Annotated in this window: 17 protein-coding genes; 12 read left to right on the top strand and 5 right to left on the bottom strand. The window is 71.1% G+C overall.

From position 1 onward, the window contains the following. Positions 1-15: 15 nt before the first annotated feature. The 4 genes from PC39_RS15065 (at position 16) to PC39_RS15050 (ending at position 2254) form a co-directional block, all read left to right on the top strand. Complete coding sequence (locus tag PC39_RS15065; protein ID WP_353254235.1) at positions 16-579, top strand: peroxiredoxin; 564 nt, start codon at positions 16-18, stop codon at positions 577-579. Further along, on the top strand, positions 566-1282 hold the full coding sequence (locus tag PC39_RS15060) for a class I SAM-dependent methyltransferase (RefSeq protein ID WP_353254234.1): 717 nt from the start codon (positions 566-568) through the stop codon (positions 1280-1282). The genes PC39_RS15065 and PC39_RS15060 overlap by 14 nt, the downstream gene beginning before the upstream one ends. Next, complete coding sequence (locus PC39_RS15055) at positions 1279-1668, top strand: MAPEG family protein (RefSeq protein WP_353254233.1); 390 nt, start codon at positions 1279-1281, stop codon at positions 1666-1668. Before PC39_RS15060 ends, PC39_RS15055 begins: the two co-directional genes overlap by 4 nt. A gap of 148 nt (positions 1669-1816) precedes the next feature. Next, positions 1817-2254, top strand: a complete 438-nt coding sequence (locus PC39_RS15050) for a styrene oxide isomerase (protein ID WP_353254232.1) — start codon at positions 1817-1819, stop codon at positions 2252-2254. A gap of 9 nt (positions 2255-2263) precedes the next feature. On the opposite strand, the gene PC39_RS15045 is transcribed toward PC39_RS15050, so the two are convergent. From PC39_RS15045 to PC39_RS15035, 3 genes are read right to left on the bottom strand one after another with little or no spacing between them, the layout of a single operon-like run. Continuing rightward, on the bottom strand, positions 2264-3760 hold the full coding sequence (locus PC39_RS15045; protein WP_353254231.1) for an SLC13 family permease: 1497 nt from the start codon (positions 3758-3760) through the stop codon (positions 2264-2266). 2 nt (positions 3761-3762) lie between these two features. Further along, positions 3763-4362: an exopolysaccharide biosynthesis protein gene (locus PC39_RS15040; protein ID WP_353254230.1), complete on the bottom strand. Its 600-nt coding sequence runs from the start codon at positions 4360-4362 to the stop codon at positions 3763-3765. Between the two features lie 5 nt (positions 4363-4367). Next, positions 4368-6500, bottom strand: a complete 2133-nt coding sequence (locus PC39_RS15035) for a S9 family peptidase (protein ID WP_353254229.1) — start codon at positions 6498-6500, stop codon at positions 4368-4370. A 150-nt stretch (positions 6501-6650) separates the two neighbouring features. Here PC39_RS15035 and thpD point away from each other — a divergent pair, with 150 nt between their 5' ends. The 6 genes from thpD to PC39_RS15005 all read left to right on the top strand — a co-directional run bounded on the left by thpD (position 6651) and on the right by PC39_RS15005 (position 12500). Further along, on the top strand, positions 6651-7559 hold the full coding sequence (gene thpD, locus PC39_RS15030; protein ID WP_353254228.1) for an ectoine hydroxylase: 909 nt from the start codon (positions 6651-6653) through the stop codon (positions 7557-7559). Between the two features lie 233 nt (positions 7560-7792). Then, entirely contained in the window at positions 7793-9376 is a 1584-nt protein-coding gene (locus PC39_RS15025; protein WP_353254227.1) for an FAD-binding oxidoreductase, read from the top strand. 124 nt (positions 9377-9500) lie between these two features. Further along, positions 9501-10037, top strand: a complete 537-nt coding sequence (locus tag PC39_RS15020) for a macro domain-containing protein (RefSeq protein WP_353254226.1) — start codon at positions 9501-9503, stop codon at positions 10035-10037. Continuing rightward, complete coding sequence (locus PC39_RS15015; RefSeq protein WP_353254225.1) at positions 10034-10765, top strand: DUF72 domain-containing protein; 732 nt, start codon at positions 10034-10036, stop codon at positions 10763-10765. Before PC39_RS15020 ends, PC39_RS15015 begins: the two co-directional genes overlap by 4 nt. A 42-nt stretch (positions 10766-10807) precedes the next feature. Next, positions 10808-11233 (top strand): acyl-CoA thioesterase, encoded by a 426-nt coding sequence (locus tag PC39_RS15010; RefSeq protein ID WP_353254224.1) that lies wholly within the window; start codon positions 10808-10810, stop codon positions 11231-11233. Between the two features lie 70 nt (positions 11234-11303). Then, on the top strand, positions 11304-12500 hold the full coding sequence (locus PC39_RS15005; protein ID WP_353254223.1) for a saccharopine dehydrogenase family protein: 1197 nt from the start codon (positions 11304-11306) through the stop codon (positions 12498-12500). Between the two features lie 563 nt (positions 12501-13063). Here the strand turns inward: PC39_RS15005 and sufT are convergent. Beyond that, positions 13064-13615, bottom strand: coding sequence for a putative Fe-S cluster assembly protein SufT (gene sufT, locus PC39_RS15000; RefSeq protein WP_353254222.1), 552 nt, complete (start codon positions 13613-13615; stop codon positions 13064-13066). A 73-nt stretch (positions 13616-13688) separates the two neighbouring features. Continuing rightward, positions 13689-15578 (bottom strand): tRNA uridine-5-carboxymethylaminomethyl(34) synthesis enzyme MnmG, encoded by a 1890-nt coding sequence (mnmG, locus tag PC39_RS14995; protein WP_353254221.1) that lies wholly within the window; start codon positions 15576-15578, stop codon positions 13689-13691. Between the two features lie 92 nt (positions 15579-15670). On the opposite strand from mnmG, the gene PC39_RS14990 reads away from it, so the two are divergent. Beyond that, the gene (locus tag PC39_RS14990; protein ID WP_353254220.1) at positions 15671-16330 is read left to right on the top strand and encodes a class I SAM-dependent methyltransferase; all 660 of its coding nucleotides are present in this window, start codon (positions 15671-15673) and stop codon (positions 16328-16330) included. A 39-nt stretch (positions 16331-16369) separates the two neighbouring features. Next, positions 16370-18070 (top strand): alpha-amylase family glycosyl hydrolase, encoded by a 1701-nt coding sequence (locus PC39_RS14985; RefSeq protein WP_353254219.1) that lies wholly within the window; start codon positions 16370-16372, stop codon positions 18068-18070. The last annotated feature ends 17 nt before the right edge of the window (positions 18071-18087 follow it).

Genomic DNA, 18087 nt, shown 5'->3' with positions numbered 1-18087 from the left:
AAACAGGGGTACGCGATGAAGGACCTGGACGTCCTGCCCCCGGACCTGCCGGCCCCGGTCGACGACGGTGCCTGCGACCACCTGCCGGGGACCGTGCTTCCGACCGTGCCGCTGCCCGGCACGTCCGGCGCGCAAACCGACCTGGGCGCGCTGGCGGGCACGACCGTGGTCTACTTCCATCCCATGATCGGGCGCCCGGACGGCCCGCCGCTGCCGGGCTGGAACGAGATTCCCGGCGCCCGCGGCTGCACGCCGCAATCCTGCGCCTTCCGCGACCACCATGCCGAGCTGGGCGCCCTCGGCGCCGCGGTGTATGGCGTGAGCGTGCAGCCGTCGGCCGATCAGCGAGAGGCCGCCGCCCGCCTGCACCTGCCGTTCGAGCTGCTGAGCGACGCCAAGCTCGAACTGGCCCGCGCCCTGGGGCTGCCGACCTTCGAATACGACGGCCGGCCCCTGATCAAGCGTCTCACCCTGATCGTGCGCGACGGCCGGATCGTCCGGGTCTTCTACCCGGTGTTCCCGCCGGACCGCAACGCCGCGGACGTGATCGCCTGGCTGCGGGGCGATGGCGGCGACTGACGGCGACGGCCGCATCCTCGACGCCTGGGCCGAGAACGCCGCGGCCTGGACCGACGCGGTGCGCGGCCAGCGCATCGAAAGCCGCCGCCGGGTCACCGACGGCGCCATCCTGGCGGCGGTGCGGTCTCTGGCGCCGCGCACGGTGGTGGACCTGGGCTGCGGCGAGGGCTGGCTGGTGCGGACGCTGGCCGCCGACGGCATCCGCGCGATCGGCGTGGACGCCATCCCCGAATTGATCGGACGGGCGCGGGACGCCGGCCCCGGCGACTACCGCGTGCTTTCCTACGCCGAGATCGCGGCGGGCGGCCTGGCCGTCCGCGCGGACGTCGCGATCTGCAATTTCTCGCTGCTCGGCCACGAGGACGTGGAGGCGCTGGTGCGGGCCGTGCCCGGCCTGCTCGTGCCCGGCGGCACGCTGATCGTGCAGACCCTGCACCCGCCCACCGCCGGTGCCGTCCGGCCCTATGCCGACGGCTGGCGCGAAGGCTCCTGGGCCGGCTGCGGGCCGGGCTTCGGCACCCCGGCGCCCTGGTATTTCCGCACGCTGGAGAGCTGGCGGCGGCTGTTCGCGGACGCCGGCTTCGGGGCGGTCGACACGCGCGTCACCCGGCACCCGGATTCCCGCGAGCCACTATCGGTGCTATTCATGGCGCGGACACACACGCCGCCGGCATCGGCGGCGACGCATGGGGGAGCGATATGAGCGGTCTTTTCTGGTTCCAGGTATTCGTGGGCGTGAACGTGCTGATCGTGACGCTGCTGGCGGTGAATGTCTCGCGGATGCGCCTGCGCGAGCAGGTCTCGCTGGGCGACGGCGGCAAGCCGACGGTGCGCAACGCGGTGCGGGCGCACGCCAACGGCGTGGAGCACGTGGCGATGTTCGGCCTGCTGGTGCTGGCCCTCGAGTTGGCCGCGGCGCCGGGTGTCCTGCTGGGCACGCTGGTGATCGCGTTCACGGTCTCGCGGCTGCTGCATCCCGTAGGCATGCTCGGCACCGCCTTCCAGATGCGCCGCCTGGGCGCGGGCATTACCTTCCTGTGCGAGTTCGTCGGGATCGTGGCCCTGCCGGTGGTGGCGATGACCGGTTAGGGCCGTTTCCAAGTCAGCTCCCTCTCCCCTCCGGGGAGAGGGTCGGGGTGAGGGGGGGGGCCGTCTCGCCCCCTCACCCTAACCCTCTCCCCCGCAAGCGGGGGAGAGGGGATTGGTGTTTCCGGACAATCAGTGGCGGGGGAAAACGATGCCGATCGACGCCGAACGCCGCCTGCTGCAACTGGGCGTGCTGCTGTTCCTGCTGGGCCTGCTCACGGGCCTCACCCTGCCGCTGCTGGCCAACGCCCGCATGGGCCTGGCCAGCCACCTGGAGGGCATTCTCAACGGCCTGTTCCTGGTCGCGCTGGGCCTGCTCTGGTCGCGGCTGATGCTGGGACCGGCGGGCCGGGCGCTGGCCTTCTGGTCGGCCGTCTACGCCGGCTTCGCCAATTGGCTCGCCACCCTGCTGGCAGCGGCCTGGGGCGCGGGCGCGGGCATGATGCCGCTGGCCGGCGGCGGCCACCACGGCAGCGGGCTACAGGAGACGGTCATCGCGGCGCTGCTGCTGTCGCTGTCGGCCGCGGCGATCCTGGCCTGCCTGGTGGTGCTCTGGGGATTGCGCAGCGGCCACGCCGCGCCAAGATGACGGGCGGCGTCAAGCGCCCGCGGCCCAGCCCGGCACCTCGCCGAACGCCACCCCGAAGACCACCGGCAGCAGCAGGTAGCACAGCAGCGTGATCAGCGCGGCGAAGACCAGGTTGAGCACCACGCCGGCCCGGGCCATCTGCGGCAGGGTCACCAGCCCGCTGCCGAACACGATGGCGTTGGGCGGCGTGCCCACCGGCAGCATGAAGGCGCAGGAGGCGGCCAGCGCCGCGGCCACCGACAGCAGCAGCGGGTTCTCGCCCAGGCCCAGGGCGAGCGAGGCGGTGATCGGCAGGAACGCGGCGGCGGTGGCGGTGTTGCTGGTCATCTCGGTGAGCAGCAGGATCGTGACCGCCACCGCCAGGATCACGGCGACCACCGGCAGGCCCGACAGCCCGCCCAGCAGACTACCGATGTAATCGGCCAGGCCGGTGCGGCGGATGGCGTCGGCCAGCGACAGGCCGCCGCCGAACAGGATCAGCACGCCCCAGGGCAGGCGCTCGGCCGAGCGCCAGTCGAGCACGGCGCCGTGGCCGCGTCCCGCCGGGATCAGGAACAGCGCCAGGGCCCCGGCCATGGCGACGCCGGCGTCGGACAGCCCCGGCACCAACCCGGACAGCAGCGGCCCGGCGATCCAGGCGGCGGCCACCAGCAGGAACACGACCGCCACCGCGATCTCCGGCCGCGACGGCCGGCCCAGGGCGCGCAGCTCGTCCCGGATCAGGTCGCCGCCGCCGGCCAGCGCGAGGCCGCGGAACGGATAGCTCCACAGCAGGGCGGCGTAGACCAGGGGCAAACCGAGCAGCACCATCGGCACGCCGAAGGCCATCCATTGCGCGAAGCCGATCTCGTGGCCGTAGGTCTCGCCGAAGAAGCCGGCGAGCAGGGCGTTGGGCGGGGTACCGATCAGGGTGCCGAGGCCGCCGACATTGGCGCCGTAGGCGATGGCCAGCGCCAGGCCGATGCCGAAGTTGCGGCGCAGGCGCGGGTCGGCGTCGTCGTGCAGCAGCGCGGTCACGCTGACGCCGATGGGCAGCATCATCATCGCGGTGGCGGTGTTGCTGACCCACATGGACAGGAAGGCCGTGGCGAGCAGGAAGCCGAGCACGATACGGCGCGGACTGGTGCCCACAAGGAGCACCACGCTCAGGGCGATGCGCCGGTGCAAGTGCCAGCGCTGCATGCCGATGGCGAGCAGGAAACCGCCCATGAACAGGAACACGATGGGGTTGGCGTAGGGCGGCGCGGCGGCGTCGATGGGCGCCACCCCGAGCACCGGGAACAGCGCCAGCGGCAACAGGGCGGTGGCCGGGATCGGGATCGCCTCGGAGATCCACCAGACGGCCATCAGGGCAGCCACCGCGGCACAGCGCCAGCCCGCGGGGTCCAGCCCGGCCGGCGCCGGCAGCGCCAGCAGCAGGGCGAACAGCAGCGCGCCGGCGGCGAGCCCGATCCGCCGGGCGCGGCCCGGCGCGGTCTCGAAGCCCTGACCGGTTTGGCCGTCCACGCTCAGAGCGCCCCCAGCAGGACCAGGCCGAGGATCGCGGAGCCGGCGATGACGGCATAACCCGTCAGCACGGCGGCGCCGTCGTAGGTGGTCAGGCCCACGCCGAAGCAGACCAGGGCCAGCGCCGGCACGCTGGCGGCGCCGGGCACGAAGCCCAGGGCGACGATCAACGCCGCCGTCCCCGCCCCGGCGAGGGCGAGCGGGATCAGGGCCGGTCCGGTCACCAGTATCTCCAGGCGCGGGCCCAGGTAGCGGTCGGCGCGCCGGAGCCAGGGCCGCGCGCGGGCCAGGGCGCGGTCGAGACGGTCCCGCGGCACGCTCACGTCGAGCAGGCGTCGCGGCAGCCAGGGCTCGCCCGGCTTGGCCAGCATCTGCCCGAACAGCAGCAGGGCGCCGATGCCCACGGCGCCGGTGATCAGGGGGATAGCGCCGGTGGGCAGCACCTGGAGCAGGCCCAGGATGAACAGCACCGGCCCGTAGATGCGGCCGCCGAAGGCGCGCACGATGTTGCGCATGGAGACGTGGCCGTCGCCCTCGTGATCGGCGCGTTGCAACTCGTCGATGACGTCGGCGAGACGCTCGTGGCCGCCGTCGCGCGCCATGCCGCTCAGCCTCCCCGTGTCTCCGCGCCGGCCACGCCCAGTGTCTTGAGCACGAAGGCGTAGATCAGGGCGGTCTCGTCGAGGGCGGCGAAGCGGCCCGGCACACCGCCGTGGCCCGCGGCCATGTGGGTCTTGAGCAGCAGGAGATTGTCGTCGGTCTTGGCCGCGCGCAGGCTCGCGACCCACTTGGCCGGCTCCCAGTAGGTCACCCGCGGGTCGGACACGCCCGCGATCACCAGCAGGGGCGGATAGGCCCGCGCGGCGACGTTCTGGTACGGGCAATAGGATCGGATGGTCTCGAAGGCGTCCGGGTCCTCGATGGGATTGCCCCACTCGGGCCACTCCGGCGGCGTCAGCGGCAGCTCGGGGTCGAGCATGGTGTTGAGCACGTCCACGAACGGCACGTCCGCCACCGCCGCCCCGAACAGGTCCGGCCGGCGGTTGAGCACGGCCCCCACCAGCATGCCGCCTGCGCTGCCGCCCAGGGCGGCGATGCGGCCGGCGCCGGTGTAGCCGGCGGCGATCAGGTGCTCGGCGGCGGCGATGAAATCGTCGAAGGTGTTGGTCTTGCGCGGGCCCTTGCCCTCGCGGTACCAGCGGTAACCGCGCTCCATACCGCCGCGCACGTGGGCCACGGCATAGACGAAGCCGCGGTCCACCAACGACAGGCGGTTGCCGGAGAAGGCCGCCGCCTCGGCGATGCCGTAGGCGCCGTAGCCGTAGAGCAGGCAGGGCGTGTCGGCGGACAACTCGGTGTCGCGCCGGTAGAGCAGGGTCACGGGCACGGATTCGCCGTCCGGCGCGCGCGCGTGCACCCGCTCCACGCGGTAGGCCTCGGGGTCGTGGCCGCTGGGGATATGCCGGCGCTTGCGCAGGACGCGCCCGCGGTCGCGCATGTCGTAGTCGTAGGTGGCGTCGGGCGTGGCCGGGGAGGCGTAGCTGTAGCGCAGGGTCGCGGTGTCGTACTCGTAGCCCGGCGCCAGGCCCAGGGCATAGGCGGCCTCGTCGAAGGCGATGGCGTGCTCGTCGCCGCCGGCCTTGTCGGTGATCACGACCCGCGGCAGGGCGTCGACCCGCTCCAGGCGCACGCGGTGGCCGGCGTACTCGATCATGTCCAGGATCAGGCGGCCCGGCTCGTGCGGCACCAGGTCGCGCCAGTTCTCGCGGCCGGGATCGTCCAGCGGCGCCGTGACCAGCTTGAAGTCCTCGGCGCCGTCGGCGTTGGTGAGGATCACCAGGCGCCCGCCCTCGGCATCGTGCTCGACATCGTATTCCACCAGCGGATCGCGCGGCGCCACCACGCGCGGGGGCGCCTCCGGGCGGGCGGCGTCGATCAGACGGACCTCGCTAGTCTCGTGGTCGTGGGCGTCGATCAGCAGGTAATCCCCGCTCTGGGTCTCGGACAGGCCCACGAAGAAACCGGGATCGGCCTCCTCGTAGACCAGCGTGGCGCTGTCGGCGGCACCGCCCAGGGCCAGGCGCCAGACCCGGCAGGGGCGGTGGTTGTCGTCCAGGGTGACGTAGAACAGGGTGCGCGAATCGGCGGACCAGTGGACACCGCCGGCGACCCCCGCGACCGGCGGCTGCACCTCCCCGCCCGTTTCCAGGTCGCGCACGTGCAGGGAATAGAACTCGGCACCCACCGTGTCCACCGTATAGGCGAGGTAGCGATGGTCGCGGCTGTGCACCACGCCCGCGAGCTGGAAGTAGGCTTGGCCCTCGGCCTCGGCGTCGCCGTCCAGCAGGACCTGCTCGTCGCGGTCGTCCCCGGCCTCGCGGGGACGGCGGCAGAAGACCGGATGCTCGCCGCCCTCGCGGAAACGCACGTAATAGGCCCAGGGACCGTCCGGCGTGGGCACACCCTGGTCGCGCTCCGGGATGCGGCCCCGCATCTCCGCGACCAACGCGTCCTGCAGGCCGCGGGTGTCGGCCATCACCGTGTCGGTGTAGGCGTTCTCGGCCTCCAGGTACTCGCGGATCGCGGGGTCGAGCTTGCCGGGATCGCGCATGGCCTCGCGCCAGGCCGGGTCGCGCAGCCAGGCATAGGGATCGACCAGGGTGGCGCCGTGGACGGTGCGGCGGGTCTCCCGCCGCGGGGCCCGCGGCGGCGTGGGGATGTCGTGTCGTGCGGTGCTCATGGCCGGGCATTCTGGCCTGTTTCAGCCGCCCGGCAAAGCGGCGTTGAAAAAACGCGGCCCCGTTCCCAGGCATGAACACAGACGACGCGATGGCAATCGGGTCATTAATCGTCAGTGCGTTTTCACGTTCGAGTTTCGAGAGGAGGGCTTATGACGACGAGTCATCAGGACCTCTTCCCGTCCCGGCTGGAACGCAAGGCGCCCATGTTCGAGCGGCTCGATCCGGTCGTGCACGGGAACGAGGAGCAACAGGCGCAGGGGCCGCTGTCCCCGGAGGAGGTGGCCGAATTCGAGCGCAAGGGCTTCCTGTCCTTTCCCGCCTACTTCGACCAGGCGGAGATGGAGGCCTTTCTCGCCGAGCTCCGGGATTACGAGCGCGACGAGGACCTGAAGCTGTCCGAAGGCGTGATCCTGGAGCCCGGCCACGAGGAGATCCGATCGATCTTCGGCATCCACCGCATCTCGGAGCGCTTCGACCGCCTGACCCGGGATCCGCGGCTGCTGCGCATCGTGGAGCAGCTTCTCGGCTCCGGGGCCTACATCCACCAGAGCCGCATCAACTACAAGCCCGGCTTCAAGGGCAAGGGCTTCAACTGGCATTCCGACTTCGAGACCTGGCACACCGAGGACGGGATGCCGCGGATGCGGTGCATTTCCTGCTCGGTGGCCCTGACCGAGAACAACGAGTTCAACGGCCCGTTGATGCTGGTCCCCGGCTCCCACCGGTACTTCGTGCCGACGGTGGGCCGCACGCCGGAGGACAACTACAAGTCCTCGCTCAAGAACCAGGAGATCGGCGTGCCGGACGAGGCCAGCCTGCAGCAGTTGGTCCACGAGGGCGGCATCGAGGCCCCCAAGGGTCCGGCCGGCTCTCTGACCATCTTCGAGTGCAATACGCTGCACGCCTCCAACGCCAACATGTCGCCGTTCCCGCGCTCCAACCTGTTCTTCGTCTACAACAGCGTGCAGAACGCGGTGCGGGAGCCGTACTGCGGCAACAAGCCGCGGCCGGGCTTCCTCGCCGAGCGGTACGACTTCCGGGCGTTGGAGCCGGTCTGACGGACCCGGCCCATCCCGACCCCGCGCGCCCGCCGGCATACCCTGCCGGCGGGCGATTTTTTTGTGTGAGAATCGGGACAGTTGATAAGGGGGCCGCGAAGCGGCGCAGAGGGGATTTCAGACAAAGTTCTCCCCTTTGCAAAGGGGGCTGCGAAGCAGCAAGCCACCGCGAAACGGCAGAGGGGATTTCCCGGAATGCGCCGCCCATGACGATAAGACAAGGCAGGAACACCATGACCAAGACCCGCAATCCCGTCGGCTGGGGCTATATCGAGGACCGACTGGACGGCGCGCGCCGCCAGACGCTGGTGCAGGCGATGCAGGCCTTCCTGGGCGGGGTCGGCGACGAGCGCCCGGCGCCCGATCCCGCGGACGTGCCCCTGAGCGCGGCGCGGGCCGCGATCCCCGACAGCCTGGCGGACTGCGTGACCGACAGCCACCATAACCGGCTGCTGCACGCGGTGGGCCGCAGCTTCCGCGACCTCGCCGGCCTGCGCGCGGGCGCGACGCTGCCGGCGCCGGATGCCGTGGCCGCGCCGCGCGACCGCCGCGAGCTGGAAGCGGTACTGGCCTGGGCCTCGGACGCCGGCTACGGGATCATCCCCTTCGGTGGCGGCTCCAGCGTGGTCGGCGGCGTGAACCCCGAGGACACCGGCGACCTGCCGGCGGTGGTCAGCGTGGACCTCCAGCACCTGAACCGGGTGCTCGAGGTGGCGACCACCGATCGGGTGGTGCACGCCGAGGCCGGCATCCTGGGCCCGGACCTGGACGCCGCCCTCAAGCCGCACGGCCTGGCGGTGCGGCATTACCCGCAGTCTTACTTCCATTCCACCCTCGGCGGCTGGGTGGCGACCCGCGGCGCCGGCCATTTCTCGACCCTGCGCGCCAAGATCGAGGATCGGGTACAGGCCCTGAGCGTCCGACTGCCGGACGGCCGCGAGGCGGCCACCCGGGCCCTGCCGGCCTCCAGCGTGGCGATCGACCCCAACCGGCTCTGGGCCGGCAGCGAGGGCATGCTCGGCGTGATTACCGACGTGCGCCTGCGCGTGGTCGCCGATCCGCCGCACCGCGCCAACCAAGGCATCGGCTTCGACGACTTCGAGAGCGCGCTGGCAGCCGCCCGCGCCCTGCTCCAGGCCGATGTCTGGCCGGCGCAGATGCGGGTGCTCGATCCCTACGAGCACTTCGTATCCGGCGCCATGGGCGGGCGTCCCGGCCAGGGTGCGCTGATGATCCTGGGCTTCGAGGGTGAGCGCGCCGACCTGGTGAACGCCCACGCCGCGGCCGCCGAAGAGATCGTGCGCGCCCACGGCGGCGAATTGCGTCCCAAGAGCGACAAGGGCGGCAGCGACTGGCGCGACACCTTCTTCGCCCAGCCCTACCTGCGCGACGCCCTGCTCGACTACGCCGTGGTCGCGGACACCTTCGAGACCGCCGTGCCCTGGTCGCGCGCGACGGAGTTCTACCACGCCGTGCGCGACGCCACCCTGGACGCGGTCCAGCGCGTGTGCGGCGGGGGCGGCGTCACCTGCCGCGTGACCCATGCCTATCCCGACGGCGTGGCGCTGTACTTCTCGTTCTACTGCCCCGGCAGGCACGGCGCCCTGGTCGACCAGTGGCGCGAGATCAAGGCCGCCGCCTCGGACGCGGTGATGGCCGGCGGCGGCACCATCAGCCATCACCACGCCATGGGCCGGGACCACAAGCCCTGGGCCGCCCGCGAGCTGCCGGCGGCCTACCGGGCGGCGGTGCGCGGCGCCCGCCGCGAGCTGGACCCGCGGGGCTTGATGAACCCGGGGCTGTGGTTCGAGGATTGATCTGTTCGATCCCCCTCTCCCCCCTCGGGGGAGAGGGTCGGGGTGAGGGGCGCGATCGGAATCGTCCCTGTCCCGGTCCTTCTCCTGACGGGAAGGCCAGCCCGAACAAAACCGGGAGGCAACCATGAAGTCCACCGTAGGCAACGTCGAGATCGAGTGCGTGCGCGGCGACATCACCAACCAGCCGGACTTCGCCGCCATCGTGAACGCCGCCAACGCGCAGTTGCGCACCGGCGGCGGCGTGGCCGGCGCCATCCACCGCGCCGCCGGGCCCGGCCTGGCCGAGGAGTGCGCGCCACTGGCGCCGATCGAGCCCGGCCAGGCGGTGCTGACAGGTGCCCATGACTTGCCCAACGACTACGTGATCCACTGCCTGGGCCCCGTGTACGGACGCGACGAACCGGCCGACGAGTTGCTGGCCGCCTGCTACCGCAACGCCCTGGCGCTGGCCGAGGAACGGGGCATCGACTCGGTCGTGTTCCCGGCCCTGTCCACCGGAGCCTTCGGCTATCCGCTGGAGGAGGCCGCGGCCGTGGCGATGAAGACCGTCACCGGCATGGCACCCTCGCTGGAGCGGGTCAGGCGTATCCGCTTCGCCCTGTTCGGGGCCGACGCCGAGGCCGCCCACGAGCGCCACCTGGAACGCCTGGTCGGGGGATGAGCCGGGGTGCCTTCCGCGTCGGCACTTCGGGCTACCAGTACCGCCACTGGCGCGGCGCCTTCTATCCGCGCAAGCTGGCGAAGAAGGACTGGTTCGCCCACTACGCCGGCCGCTTCGACACCGTCGAGATCAACAACACCTTCTACAACCTGCCCGCGCCGGAGACTTTCGACGCCTGGCGCGCGGCCGCGCCCGCCGGCTTCGTCTACGCGCTCAAGTTCTCCCGCTACGGCTCGCACATCAAGCGCCTCAAGGACCCCGGTAACACCGTGACCCGGTTCCTGGAACGCGCCGATCGCCTGGGGGACGCCCTGGGACCGATCCTGGTCCAGCTCCCCGGCAACTGGCGGCCGGACATCGCGCGCCTGCGCGATTTCCTGGCGGCCCTGCCGGCCGGCCGGCGCTGGGCCTTCGAATTCCGCGACCCGCGCTGGCACACGGACGCGGTCCTGGACCTGCTGGCGGCGCACGACGCCGCCCTCTGCGAGCACGACATGGGCGACGAGCGGCCGCCGCCGAGCCCCGCGACCTGGCGTTACCTGCGTTTCCACGGCGATCATTACCAGGGGTCTTACTCGCCGCAATACCTCGGCGCGCGAGCCCGCGTGATCCGCCGCGACCTGGCCGCGGGGCGCGACGTGTACGCCTTCTTCAACAACGACGCCGACGGCCACGCCCCCGCCGACGCCCAACGGCTGCGGCGCTACGTGACGGCGGCCCGGGGCTGAGACCGACTGGCGGAGCCGCATGCACGCCCTTACACTGCCGCCATGACCGAATCCCAGGATTTCCCCTTCCACCACCGCCTGCGCGTGCGCTGGACCGAGGTCGACATGCAGGGCGTGGTCTTTTTCGGCCACTACGTGACCTACTTCGACCTCGCCATGGCGGAATACTTCCGCGCCATGGGCCGGCCCTATCCCGACGGGCTGGTGGCCGGCGGCGGCGACCTGTTCGTGAAGAAGGTGGACTGCGAGTATTTCGGTTCCGCGCGCTACGACGACCTGCTCGATATCGGCGTGCGCACCGCCCGCCTGGGCCGCTCCAGCCTCACCCTCGCCGTGGCCGTGACCCGTGACGGCGAGACCCTGGCCGCGGGCGAGGTCGTCTACGTGCACGCCGATCCCGAGAGCCGGCAATCGGTGCCGCTTCCGGAGGACCTGCGGGCCTCGATCGAGGCCTTCGACGCCGGCTGAATCCCGACGGCACGCGACCGCGTTATAGTGACGCGCCCCGAACCCGATCCGACCACGACGAGGCGACCGCATGGCCGCATCCGAACGCCGCTATGACATCCTGTTTTTCGGCGCCACCGGCTTCACCGGCGGCCTCACCGCCGACTACTTGGCCGCGCACCCGGACATGGCCGATCTGCGCTGGGCCCTGGCCGGACGCAATCCCGACAAACTGGCCGCGGTGCGCGACCGACTCGCGGCGATCGCGCCGGATGCCCCGGCACCCGAACTGCTGACCGCGGATATCGGCGACGAGGAGCGGCTGGCCGAGCTGGTGCCGCAGGCCCGCGTGGTCATCACCACGGTCGGGCCCTACATCCACTACGGCGAGAAACTCGCGGCGGCCTGCGCCGCGGCCGGCACCGACTACGTGGATCTCACCGGCGAGCCGGAGTTCGTGGATCGGGTGCGCGCCCGCTACGACCAGACCGCGCGCGACAGCGGCGCCCGCCTGGTGAACTGCTGCGGCTTCGACAGCATCCCCCACGACCTGGGCGTGCTGTACACGGTGGACCGGCTGCCGCAGGGGCTGCCGATCACCATCGAGGGATACGTACAGGCGGGCGGCACCCCCTCCGGCGGCACCTGGCACTCGGCCATCCACGCCTTCGCCCGCGCGCGCCAGTACGCGGCACAGCGGCGGCGCATGGCGCGCGGCGACCGCCAGGGCCAGGGCGAGCCGGCCCGCCGGGTGGGCTCGCTGCCGGCCCGCATCCACTGGGTGGACCGCATCGGGGCCTGGGCCTGCCCGTTCCCCACCATCGACCCGCAGGTGATCAAGCGCTCCGCCCGGACCCTGAACGAGTACGGGCCGGATTTCCGCTACGGGCATTTCGTGGCGGTGAAGCACCTGCCGAAGCTGCTCGCGGGCGCGGCCGGCGTCGGCGGCCTGTTCCTGGGGGCGCAGGTGGCGCCGCTGCGCAAGCTGCTGCTGTCGATCCGCGACCCGGGCCAGGGGCCGGACGAGGCCCAGCGCGCCAAGGGCTGGTTCCGGGTGCGCTTCCGGGCCCGCGCCGGCACCACCGAGCTGCTGACCCAGGTCAGCGGCGGCGATCCGGGCTACGGCGAAACGGCCAGGATGCTGGCGGAGTCGGCCCTGACCCTGGCGACCGGCGAATCCCCGCACCCGGACGGCGGCGTGCTCACGCCGGCGGTGGCCCTGGGCCGCCCGCTGATCGCGCGGCTGGAGAAGGCGGGGCTGCGGTTCGAGGTGTTGGCGGGCGGCTGAGGCCCCCAAAAAAAACCGGGAACCCTATAACGCAGCTAGCGTAGGCAGATCGGGCGCCAGGGCGCTGCGCGGTCGACGTCGTGCCGAGCCAGGACCTTTGTTTTCATCCACAGATTGACACCGATTAACGCAGACTGGCCGGGACTATTCTTTAATCTGCGTCCATCAGCGTCATCTGCGGATTTTTTCTTCCGGGAAGCACCCGCCAGGGTCCGTTGCCAACCCGGCAATTCGGTCGCCGGGGCGCTGCGCGGTCGGCGCCATGCCGAGTCAAGGCGCTTGTTTTATCCGCCGATGGACGCCGATTAACGCAGATTGGTTAGGGCTGTTCTTTAATTTGCGTACATCAGCGCAATCTGTGGATTATTTCTTCCGGGAACCACCCGCCAAGGTCCGGTTCCGGCTCGGCGTTTCGGTCACCGGGGCGCTTCGCGGCTGGCGCCGTGCCAAACCAAGACGCTTGTTTTTATCCACAGATTACGCCGATTAACGCAGATTGGTTGGGGCGGCTCTTTAATCCGCGTCCATCGGCGTCATCTGTGGATTGTGTCTTCCGGGAAGCGCTAGAGCATGCCGGTCTGCAGCTTGGCCGCGTCCGACATCATCTCCATGGTCCAGGGCGGGTCGAAGACCATCTCCACGTGAACCTCCGACACCGTCGGCACCGCCTTGACGCGGGTGCGCACGTCGTCGACCAGGATGTCGCCCATGCCGCAGCCGGGCGCGGTCAGGGTCATCTCGATCTCGACCTTGCGCGCCTTCGGGTCGCCATGGTCGAAGCGGCAGCTGTAGATCAGGCCGAGATCGACGATGTTGATCGGGATCTCGGGATCGTAGACGGTCCGCATCTGCGACCAGACCAGGTCCTCGACATCGTCGTCGTCGGCGTTCTCGGGCAACTCGATGGGCTCCGGCGCCTCCTTGCCGATGGCGTCGGCGTCGTCGCCGGCCACGCGCACCAGGTTGCCCGCGATGTAGAGGGTGAAACTGCCGCCGAGGGCCTGGGTGATCACGCCGTGCGTGCCCGTCGGGACCTCGATGGTCTCGCCGGCCGGGATCGTGACCGCCTCGCAGTCACGTACGAAGGTCACCGGTTCCTGGGTGGGCATCTGCATGGCTATCGCGCGCTGGTTCGGTGGAGGGCCATTATAACAATGGGACCGCGTCGGTCCCGATTCCCCGGCCCGATCAGGCGCTGCGGCGCAGGTCGGCGCCGCGCTTCTTCAGATGTACCAGCAGCAGCGAGACCGCGGCCGGGGTCACGCCCGGGATGCGCGAGGCCTGGCCCACGGTGGCCGGACGCTGCTCGGCGAGCTTCTGGCGCACCTCGGCGGACAGGCCGCTGACCGCGTCGTAGTCGAGATCCGCCGGCAGCGCCGCCTCCTCGTAGCGGCGGCGGCGCTCGATCTCCGCGCCCTGGCGCTCGATGTAGCCGGCGTACTTGGCCTGCACCGCGACCTGCTCGCCCACGGCCGGGTCGGACGCGCCCGGCCCGAGTGCGGGACAGCGCATCAGGTCGGCATACCCGACCCGCGGGCGGCGCAGCAGCTCCATCGCCGGCTGGGCCTCCTTGAGCGGCGCCCCCAGCACCGCCTCGCCGCGGTCCGGGCCGAGCATGTCCGGCTTGACCACGATCGAGGACAATCGCTCACGTTCGTTCTCGATCGCGTCCCGTTTACGCTCGAACGCTTCCCAGCGTGCGTCATCGACCACGCCCAGCTCGCGCCCGGCGGGGGTCAGGCGCAGGTCGGCGTTGTCCTCGCGCAGCAGCAGCCGGTGCTCGGCGCGCGAGGTGAACATGCGGTAGGGCTCCTGGGTGCCGCGGGTGATCAGGTCGTCGATCAGCACGCCCAGATAGGCCTCGTCGCGGCGCGGCCACCAGGGCGCGCGGCCGGTGACGGCCAGGGCGGCGTTGACGCCCGCCAGCAGCCCCTGGGCCGCGGCCTCCTCGTAGCCGGTGGTGCCGTTGATCTGGCCGGCGAAGTAGAGCCCCCCGATATAGCGCGTCTCCAGGCTGTGGGCGAGATCGCGCGGATCGAAGAAATCGTACTCGATGGCGTAGCCGGGCCGGGTGATGCGGGCATTCTCGAAGGCCGGGATCGAGCGCACGAAGGCCTGCTGGGTCTCGAAGCCGAGGCTGGTGGAGATGCCGTTGGGATAGACCTCGGTGGTGTTCAGCCCCTCCGGCTCGACGAAGATCTGGTGGCTATCCTTGTCCGCGAAGCGCACCACCTTGTCCTCGATCGAGGGGCAGTAGCGCGGGCCCGCGCCCTCGATGGCGCCGGAGTACATCGCCGACTCTTCCAAGTGGGCGCGGATGATCTCGTGCGTGCGCTCGCCGGTATGGGCGATGTGGCAGGGGATCTGGCGCGGGTGCTCGGCGGCGGCGCCGAGATAGGAGAACACCGGCACCGGATCGTCGCCGGGCTGTTCGGCCAGGCGCGTGTAGTCGATGCTGCGGCCGTCGATGCGCGGCGGCGTGCCGGTCTTGAGCCGGCCGACGCGAAAGGGCAGCGCCCGCAGGCGCTCGGCCAGGGCGTTGGCGGGGGCGTCGCCGGCGCGGCCGCCGCCGAAATTGCGGTGGCCGATGTGGATGCGCCCGCCGAGGAAGGTGCCCACGGTGAGCACCACGGCCCGCGCCCGGAAGGCCAGGCCCATCTGCGTGACCACGCCGGCGATGCGATCGTTCTCGACGATCAGATCGGCCACCGACTGCTGGAACAGCGAGAGGTTGGGCTGGCGCTCCACGGCGTGCCGCACGGCGTACTTGTAGAGCATGCGGTCGGCCTGGCAGCGGGTGGCGCGCACCGCCGGGCCCTTGCGGGCGTTGAGGATGCGGAACTGGATGCCGCCGGCGTCGGCCGCGCGCGCCATGATCCCGCCGAGGGCGTCGATCTCCTTGACCAGGTGGCCCTTGCCGATGCCGCCGATGGCGGGGTTGCAGGACATCTGGCCGACGGTCTCGATGTTGTCGGTGAGCAGCAGCGTGCGCACGCCGGCGCGCGCGGCCGCGCCCGCGGCCTCGACCCCGGCGTGGCCGCCGCCGACGACGATGACGTCGAATTCCTCGGTACTCATAGAGCGTCTCGATCGCGGGGACGGTCCCCGCGTTAACGATTCTTTCACGTGCCCGCGTCCAGGGTGTGCGCTCATTTGCGGCAAGGACGGGCATGACGAGTCAAGCTACGGCAGCCGACGGCAACAAGGTCGGCGAATACGCGCGCAAACGCTACAGCGGCTTCTTCCAGCGCCTGGTCGATCGTCGCGAGCAGACGCTGCTCAAGCGGCTGCTGGCGGAGCGCTTCGGCGGTCATATCCCGCACGTGGTCGATATCCCCTGCGGCTACGGTCGCTTCCATGACCTGCTCAAGGGCTTCGACTGCCGCATCACCAGCCTGGACAGCAATCCGCATATGGTCGCCCGGACGCGGGACACCACGCAACGGTCCGACGGCGACCGCACGGCCCGCGCGGACGTGCTGGAACCGCTGCCCGCGGCGGCCGAGGATGCGGACGTGGCCTTCTGCGTGCGCCTGATGCAGCACATCCACGACGGCGATAACCGCAGCCTGGCCCTGCGCAACCTGCGCGGTACCGGCCGGCCGGTGCTGGTGAGCTACTACGACCGCGCCTGTATCCATGCCTGGACCAAGCGCCTGGCCTCGCGCCTGAGCGGCAAACCCATCCGCATTCGCATGATCAGTCGCCGACAGTTCGAGGGCGAGGCGGCCCGAGCCGGGCTGCGGGTGCGCCGCCGGCGGCGGTTGATGCCGTTCATCCACGCCCAGAGCTTCGCCCTGCTGGAGCCGGTCGCGGCCGACGCGCGTTGAACGGCCCGGCGGCCGCTATGATTGCGGCATAATGCGGGCATGAACGACCGACCTCCCGGTGCCGCCGACCTGGACGCGGCGGCGCACTGGCTGACGCCGATCTACGGCGCGGCGGAGACCGAGGGCCTGTTGCGCGCGGCCGCGGCGGCCGCCGACCGGCACGGCCTCGACGGCAACGACGGCCGCGGGCTCGACCAGCGCTTCAGCCTCCTCATCACCTACGGCGATATCGTGCAGCGGCCCGGCCAGGCGCCGCTGGCCACGCTCCACGATTTCCTCTGCGACCGGCTGGGCGACAGCGTGACCGCGGTTCACGTGCTGCCGTTCTACCCGCACTCCTCCGACGACGGCTTTTCGGTCATCGACTACCGCGCGGTCGACCGCGACCTGGGCGACTGGTCGGACATCCGCGCGCTGGCGCACGACTACGACCTGATGTTCGACCTGGTGCTGAACCACGTCTCGCGCAAGAGCCAATGGTTCGCCAACTACCTAGGCGACGTCGATCCGGGCCGCGACTATTTCATCGAGGTGGATCCGGCCACCGATCTGCGCGCGGTGGTGCGCCCGCGCAGCACGCCGCTGCTGGCCGAGGTGCCCACGGCGCGCGGCACGCGCCACCTATGGGCCACCTTCAGCGAGGACCAGATCGACCTGGACTTCCGCAACCCGGCGGTGCTGCGGGAGTTCATCGACATCATCCTCGGCTACGTCGCCGCCGGCGCGCGCCTGCTGCGGCTGGACGCCGTGGCCTTCATCTGGAAGGAGCCCGGCACCTCCTGCATCCACCTCGAACCCACCCACCACCTGATCAAGGCCCTGCGGGCGCTGCTGTCGGCCTACGCGCCGGGCGTGCGCCTGGTGACCGAGACCAATGTCCCGCACCGCGAGAACATCAGCTACCTGACCGACGGCGACGAGGCCCACATCGCCTACCAGTTCGCCCTGCCGCCACTGGTGCTGCACACCTTGCTGGGCGGCGACTGCACCACCCTGCGCGACTGGGCCGCGGGCCTGCCGGCCCTGCCACCGGGCTGCCATTTCCTGAATTTCACCGCCTCGCACGACGGCATCGGCCTGCGCGCGGTCGAGGAGATCCTGGCCCCGGCCGAGATCGATGTCCTGGTGGGCGCGGCCCACGAGCGCGGCGGTTTCGTGTCGACGCGGGCCGACGGGAACGGCGGGCATCATCCCTACGAGCTCAATGTTTCCTACTTCAGTGTCCTCGGCGGGGACCGCCACCACATCGCGCGCTTTTTGTGCTCGCAGGCGATCAGCCTGGCCCTGCGCGGCCTGCCGGCGTTGTATTTCCACAGCCTCACCGCCACCGAGAACGATCTCGCCCGGGTGGAGGCGAGCGGGCGCTACCGCACCATCAACCGGCGCAAGTGGGACGCCGCCGAGCTGGAGCGCCTGCTGGACAGTCGCGATACCGCCCAGGCACAGGTGTTCGCCGCCCTGCGCCATCTGCTGGAGGTGCGCGGCCGGCAACCGGCCCTGCACCCGGAGGCGGCGCAGACGGTGGTGGACATCGGCACCGGGGTGTTCGCGGTCGAGCGGCGCGCCCCCGGGCAGACGCTGGTGGCCCTGCACAACGTCACCGACCGCGAGCAGGCCGTGTCCACCGCGATCCTGCCCGAGGCCAACCGCTGGCGCGACCTGGTGGCCGGCCGTGCCCATCCGGCGAGCGTGCGCGAGCTGCGGTTGGCGCCGTATCAGGTGGCCTGGCTGAGCGATTAAACCCCGGCGTCTCCCGG

Origin of the sequence: Salinisphaera sp. PC39 (assembly GCF_040361335.1) — a bacterium.
Classification (GTDB): Bacteria; Pseudomonadota; Gammaproteobacteria; order Nevskiales; family Salinisphaeraceae; genus APNM01.
The sequence above is the reverse complement of the archived record's forward strand: the minus strand, read 5'-3'. Positions and strand labels throughout refer to the sequence as shown.

Excerpts from the sequence above, each read along its gene's own strand:
- PC39_RS15065 (WP_353254235.1), top strand. The coding sequence starts at position 16 with ATGAAGGACCTGGACGTCCTGCCCCCGGACCTGCCGGCCCCGGTCGAC.
- PC39_RS15035 (WP_353254229.1), bottom strand. The coding sequence starts at position 6,500 with ATGAGCACCGCACGACACGACATCCCCACGCCGCCGCGGGCCCCGCGG.
- PC39_RS15060 (WP_353254234.1), top strand. The coding sequence starts at position 566 with ATGGCGGCGACTGACGGCGACGGCCGCATCCTCGACGCCTGGGCCGAG.
- PC39_RS15025 (WP_353254227.1), top strand. The coding sequence starts at position 7,793 with ATGACCAAGACCCGCAATCCCGTCGGCTGGGGCTATATCGAGGACCGA.
- PC39_RS15050 (WP_353254232.1), top strand. The coding sequence starts at position 1,817 with ATGCCGATCGACGCCGAACGCCGCCTGCTGCAACTGGGCGTGCTGCTG.
- PC39_RS14985 (WP_353254219.1), top strand. The coding sequence starts at position 16,370 with ATGAACGACCGACCTCCCGGTGCCGCCGACCTGGACGCGGCGGCGCAC.
- mnmG (WP_353254221.1), bottom strand. The coding sequence starts at position 15,578 with ATGAGTACCGAGGAATTCGACGTCATCGTCGTCGGCGGCGGCCACGCC.
- sufT (WP_353254222.1), bottom strand. The coding sequence starts at position 13,615 with ATGCAGATGCCCACCCAGGAACCGGTGACCTTCGTACGTGACTGCGAG.
- PC39_RS14990 (WP_353254220.1), top strand. The coding sequence starts at position 15,671 with ATGACGAGTCAAGCTACGGCAGCCGACGGCAACAAGGTCGGCGAATAC.
- PC39_RS15015 (WP_353254225.1), top strand. The coding sequence starts at position 10,034 with ATGAGCCGGGGTGCCTTCCGCGTCGGCACTTCGGGCTACCAGTACCGC.
- PC39_RS15020 (WP_353254226.1), top strand. The coding sequence starts at position 9,501 with ATGAAGTCCACCGTAGGCAACGTCGAGATCGAGTGCGTGCGCGGCGAC.
- thpD (WP_353254228.1), top strand. The coding sequence starts at position 6,651 with ATGACGACGAGTCATCAGGACCTCTTCCCGTCCCGGCTGGAACGCAAG.
- PC39_RS15005 (WP_353254223.1), top strand. The coding sequence starts at position 11,304 with ATGGCCGCATCCGAACGCCGCTATGACATCCTGTTTTTCGGCGCCACC.
- PC39_RS15055 (WP_353254233.1), top strand. The coding sequence starts at position 1,279 with ATGAGCGGTCTTTTCTGGTTCCAGGTATTCGTGGGCGTGAACGTGCTG.
- PC39_RS15010 (WP_353254224.1), top strand. The coding sequence starts at position 10,808 with ATGACCGAATCCCAGGATTTCCCCTTCCACCACCGCCTGCGCGTGCGC.
- PC39_RS15040 (WP_353254230.1), bottom strand. The coding sequence starts at position 4,362 with ATGGCGCGCGACGGCGGCCACGAGCGTCTCGCCGACGTCATCGACGAG.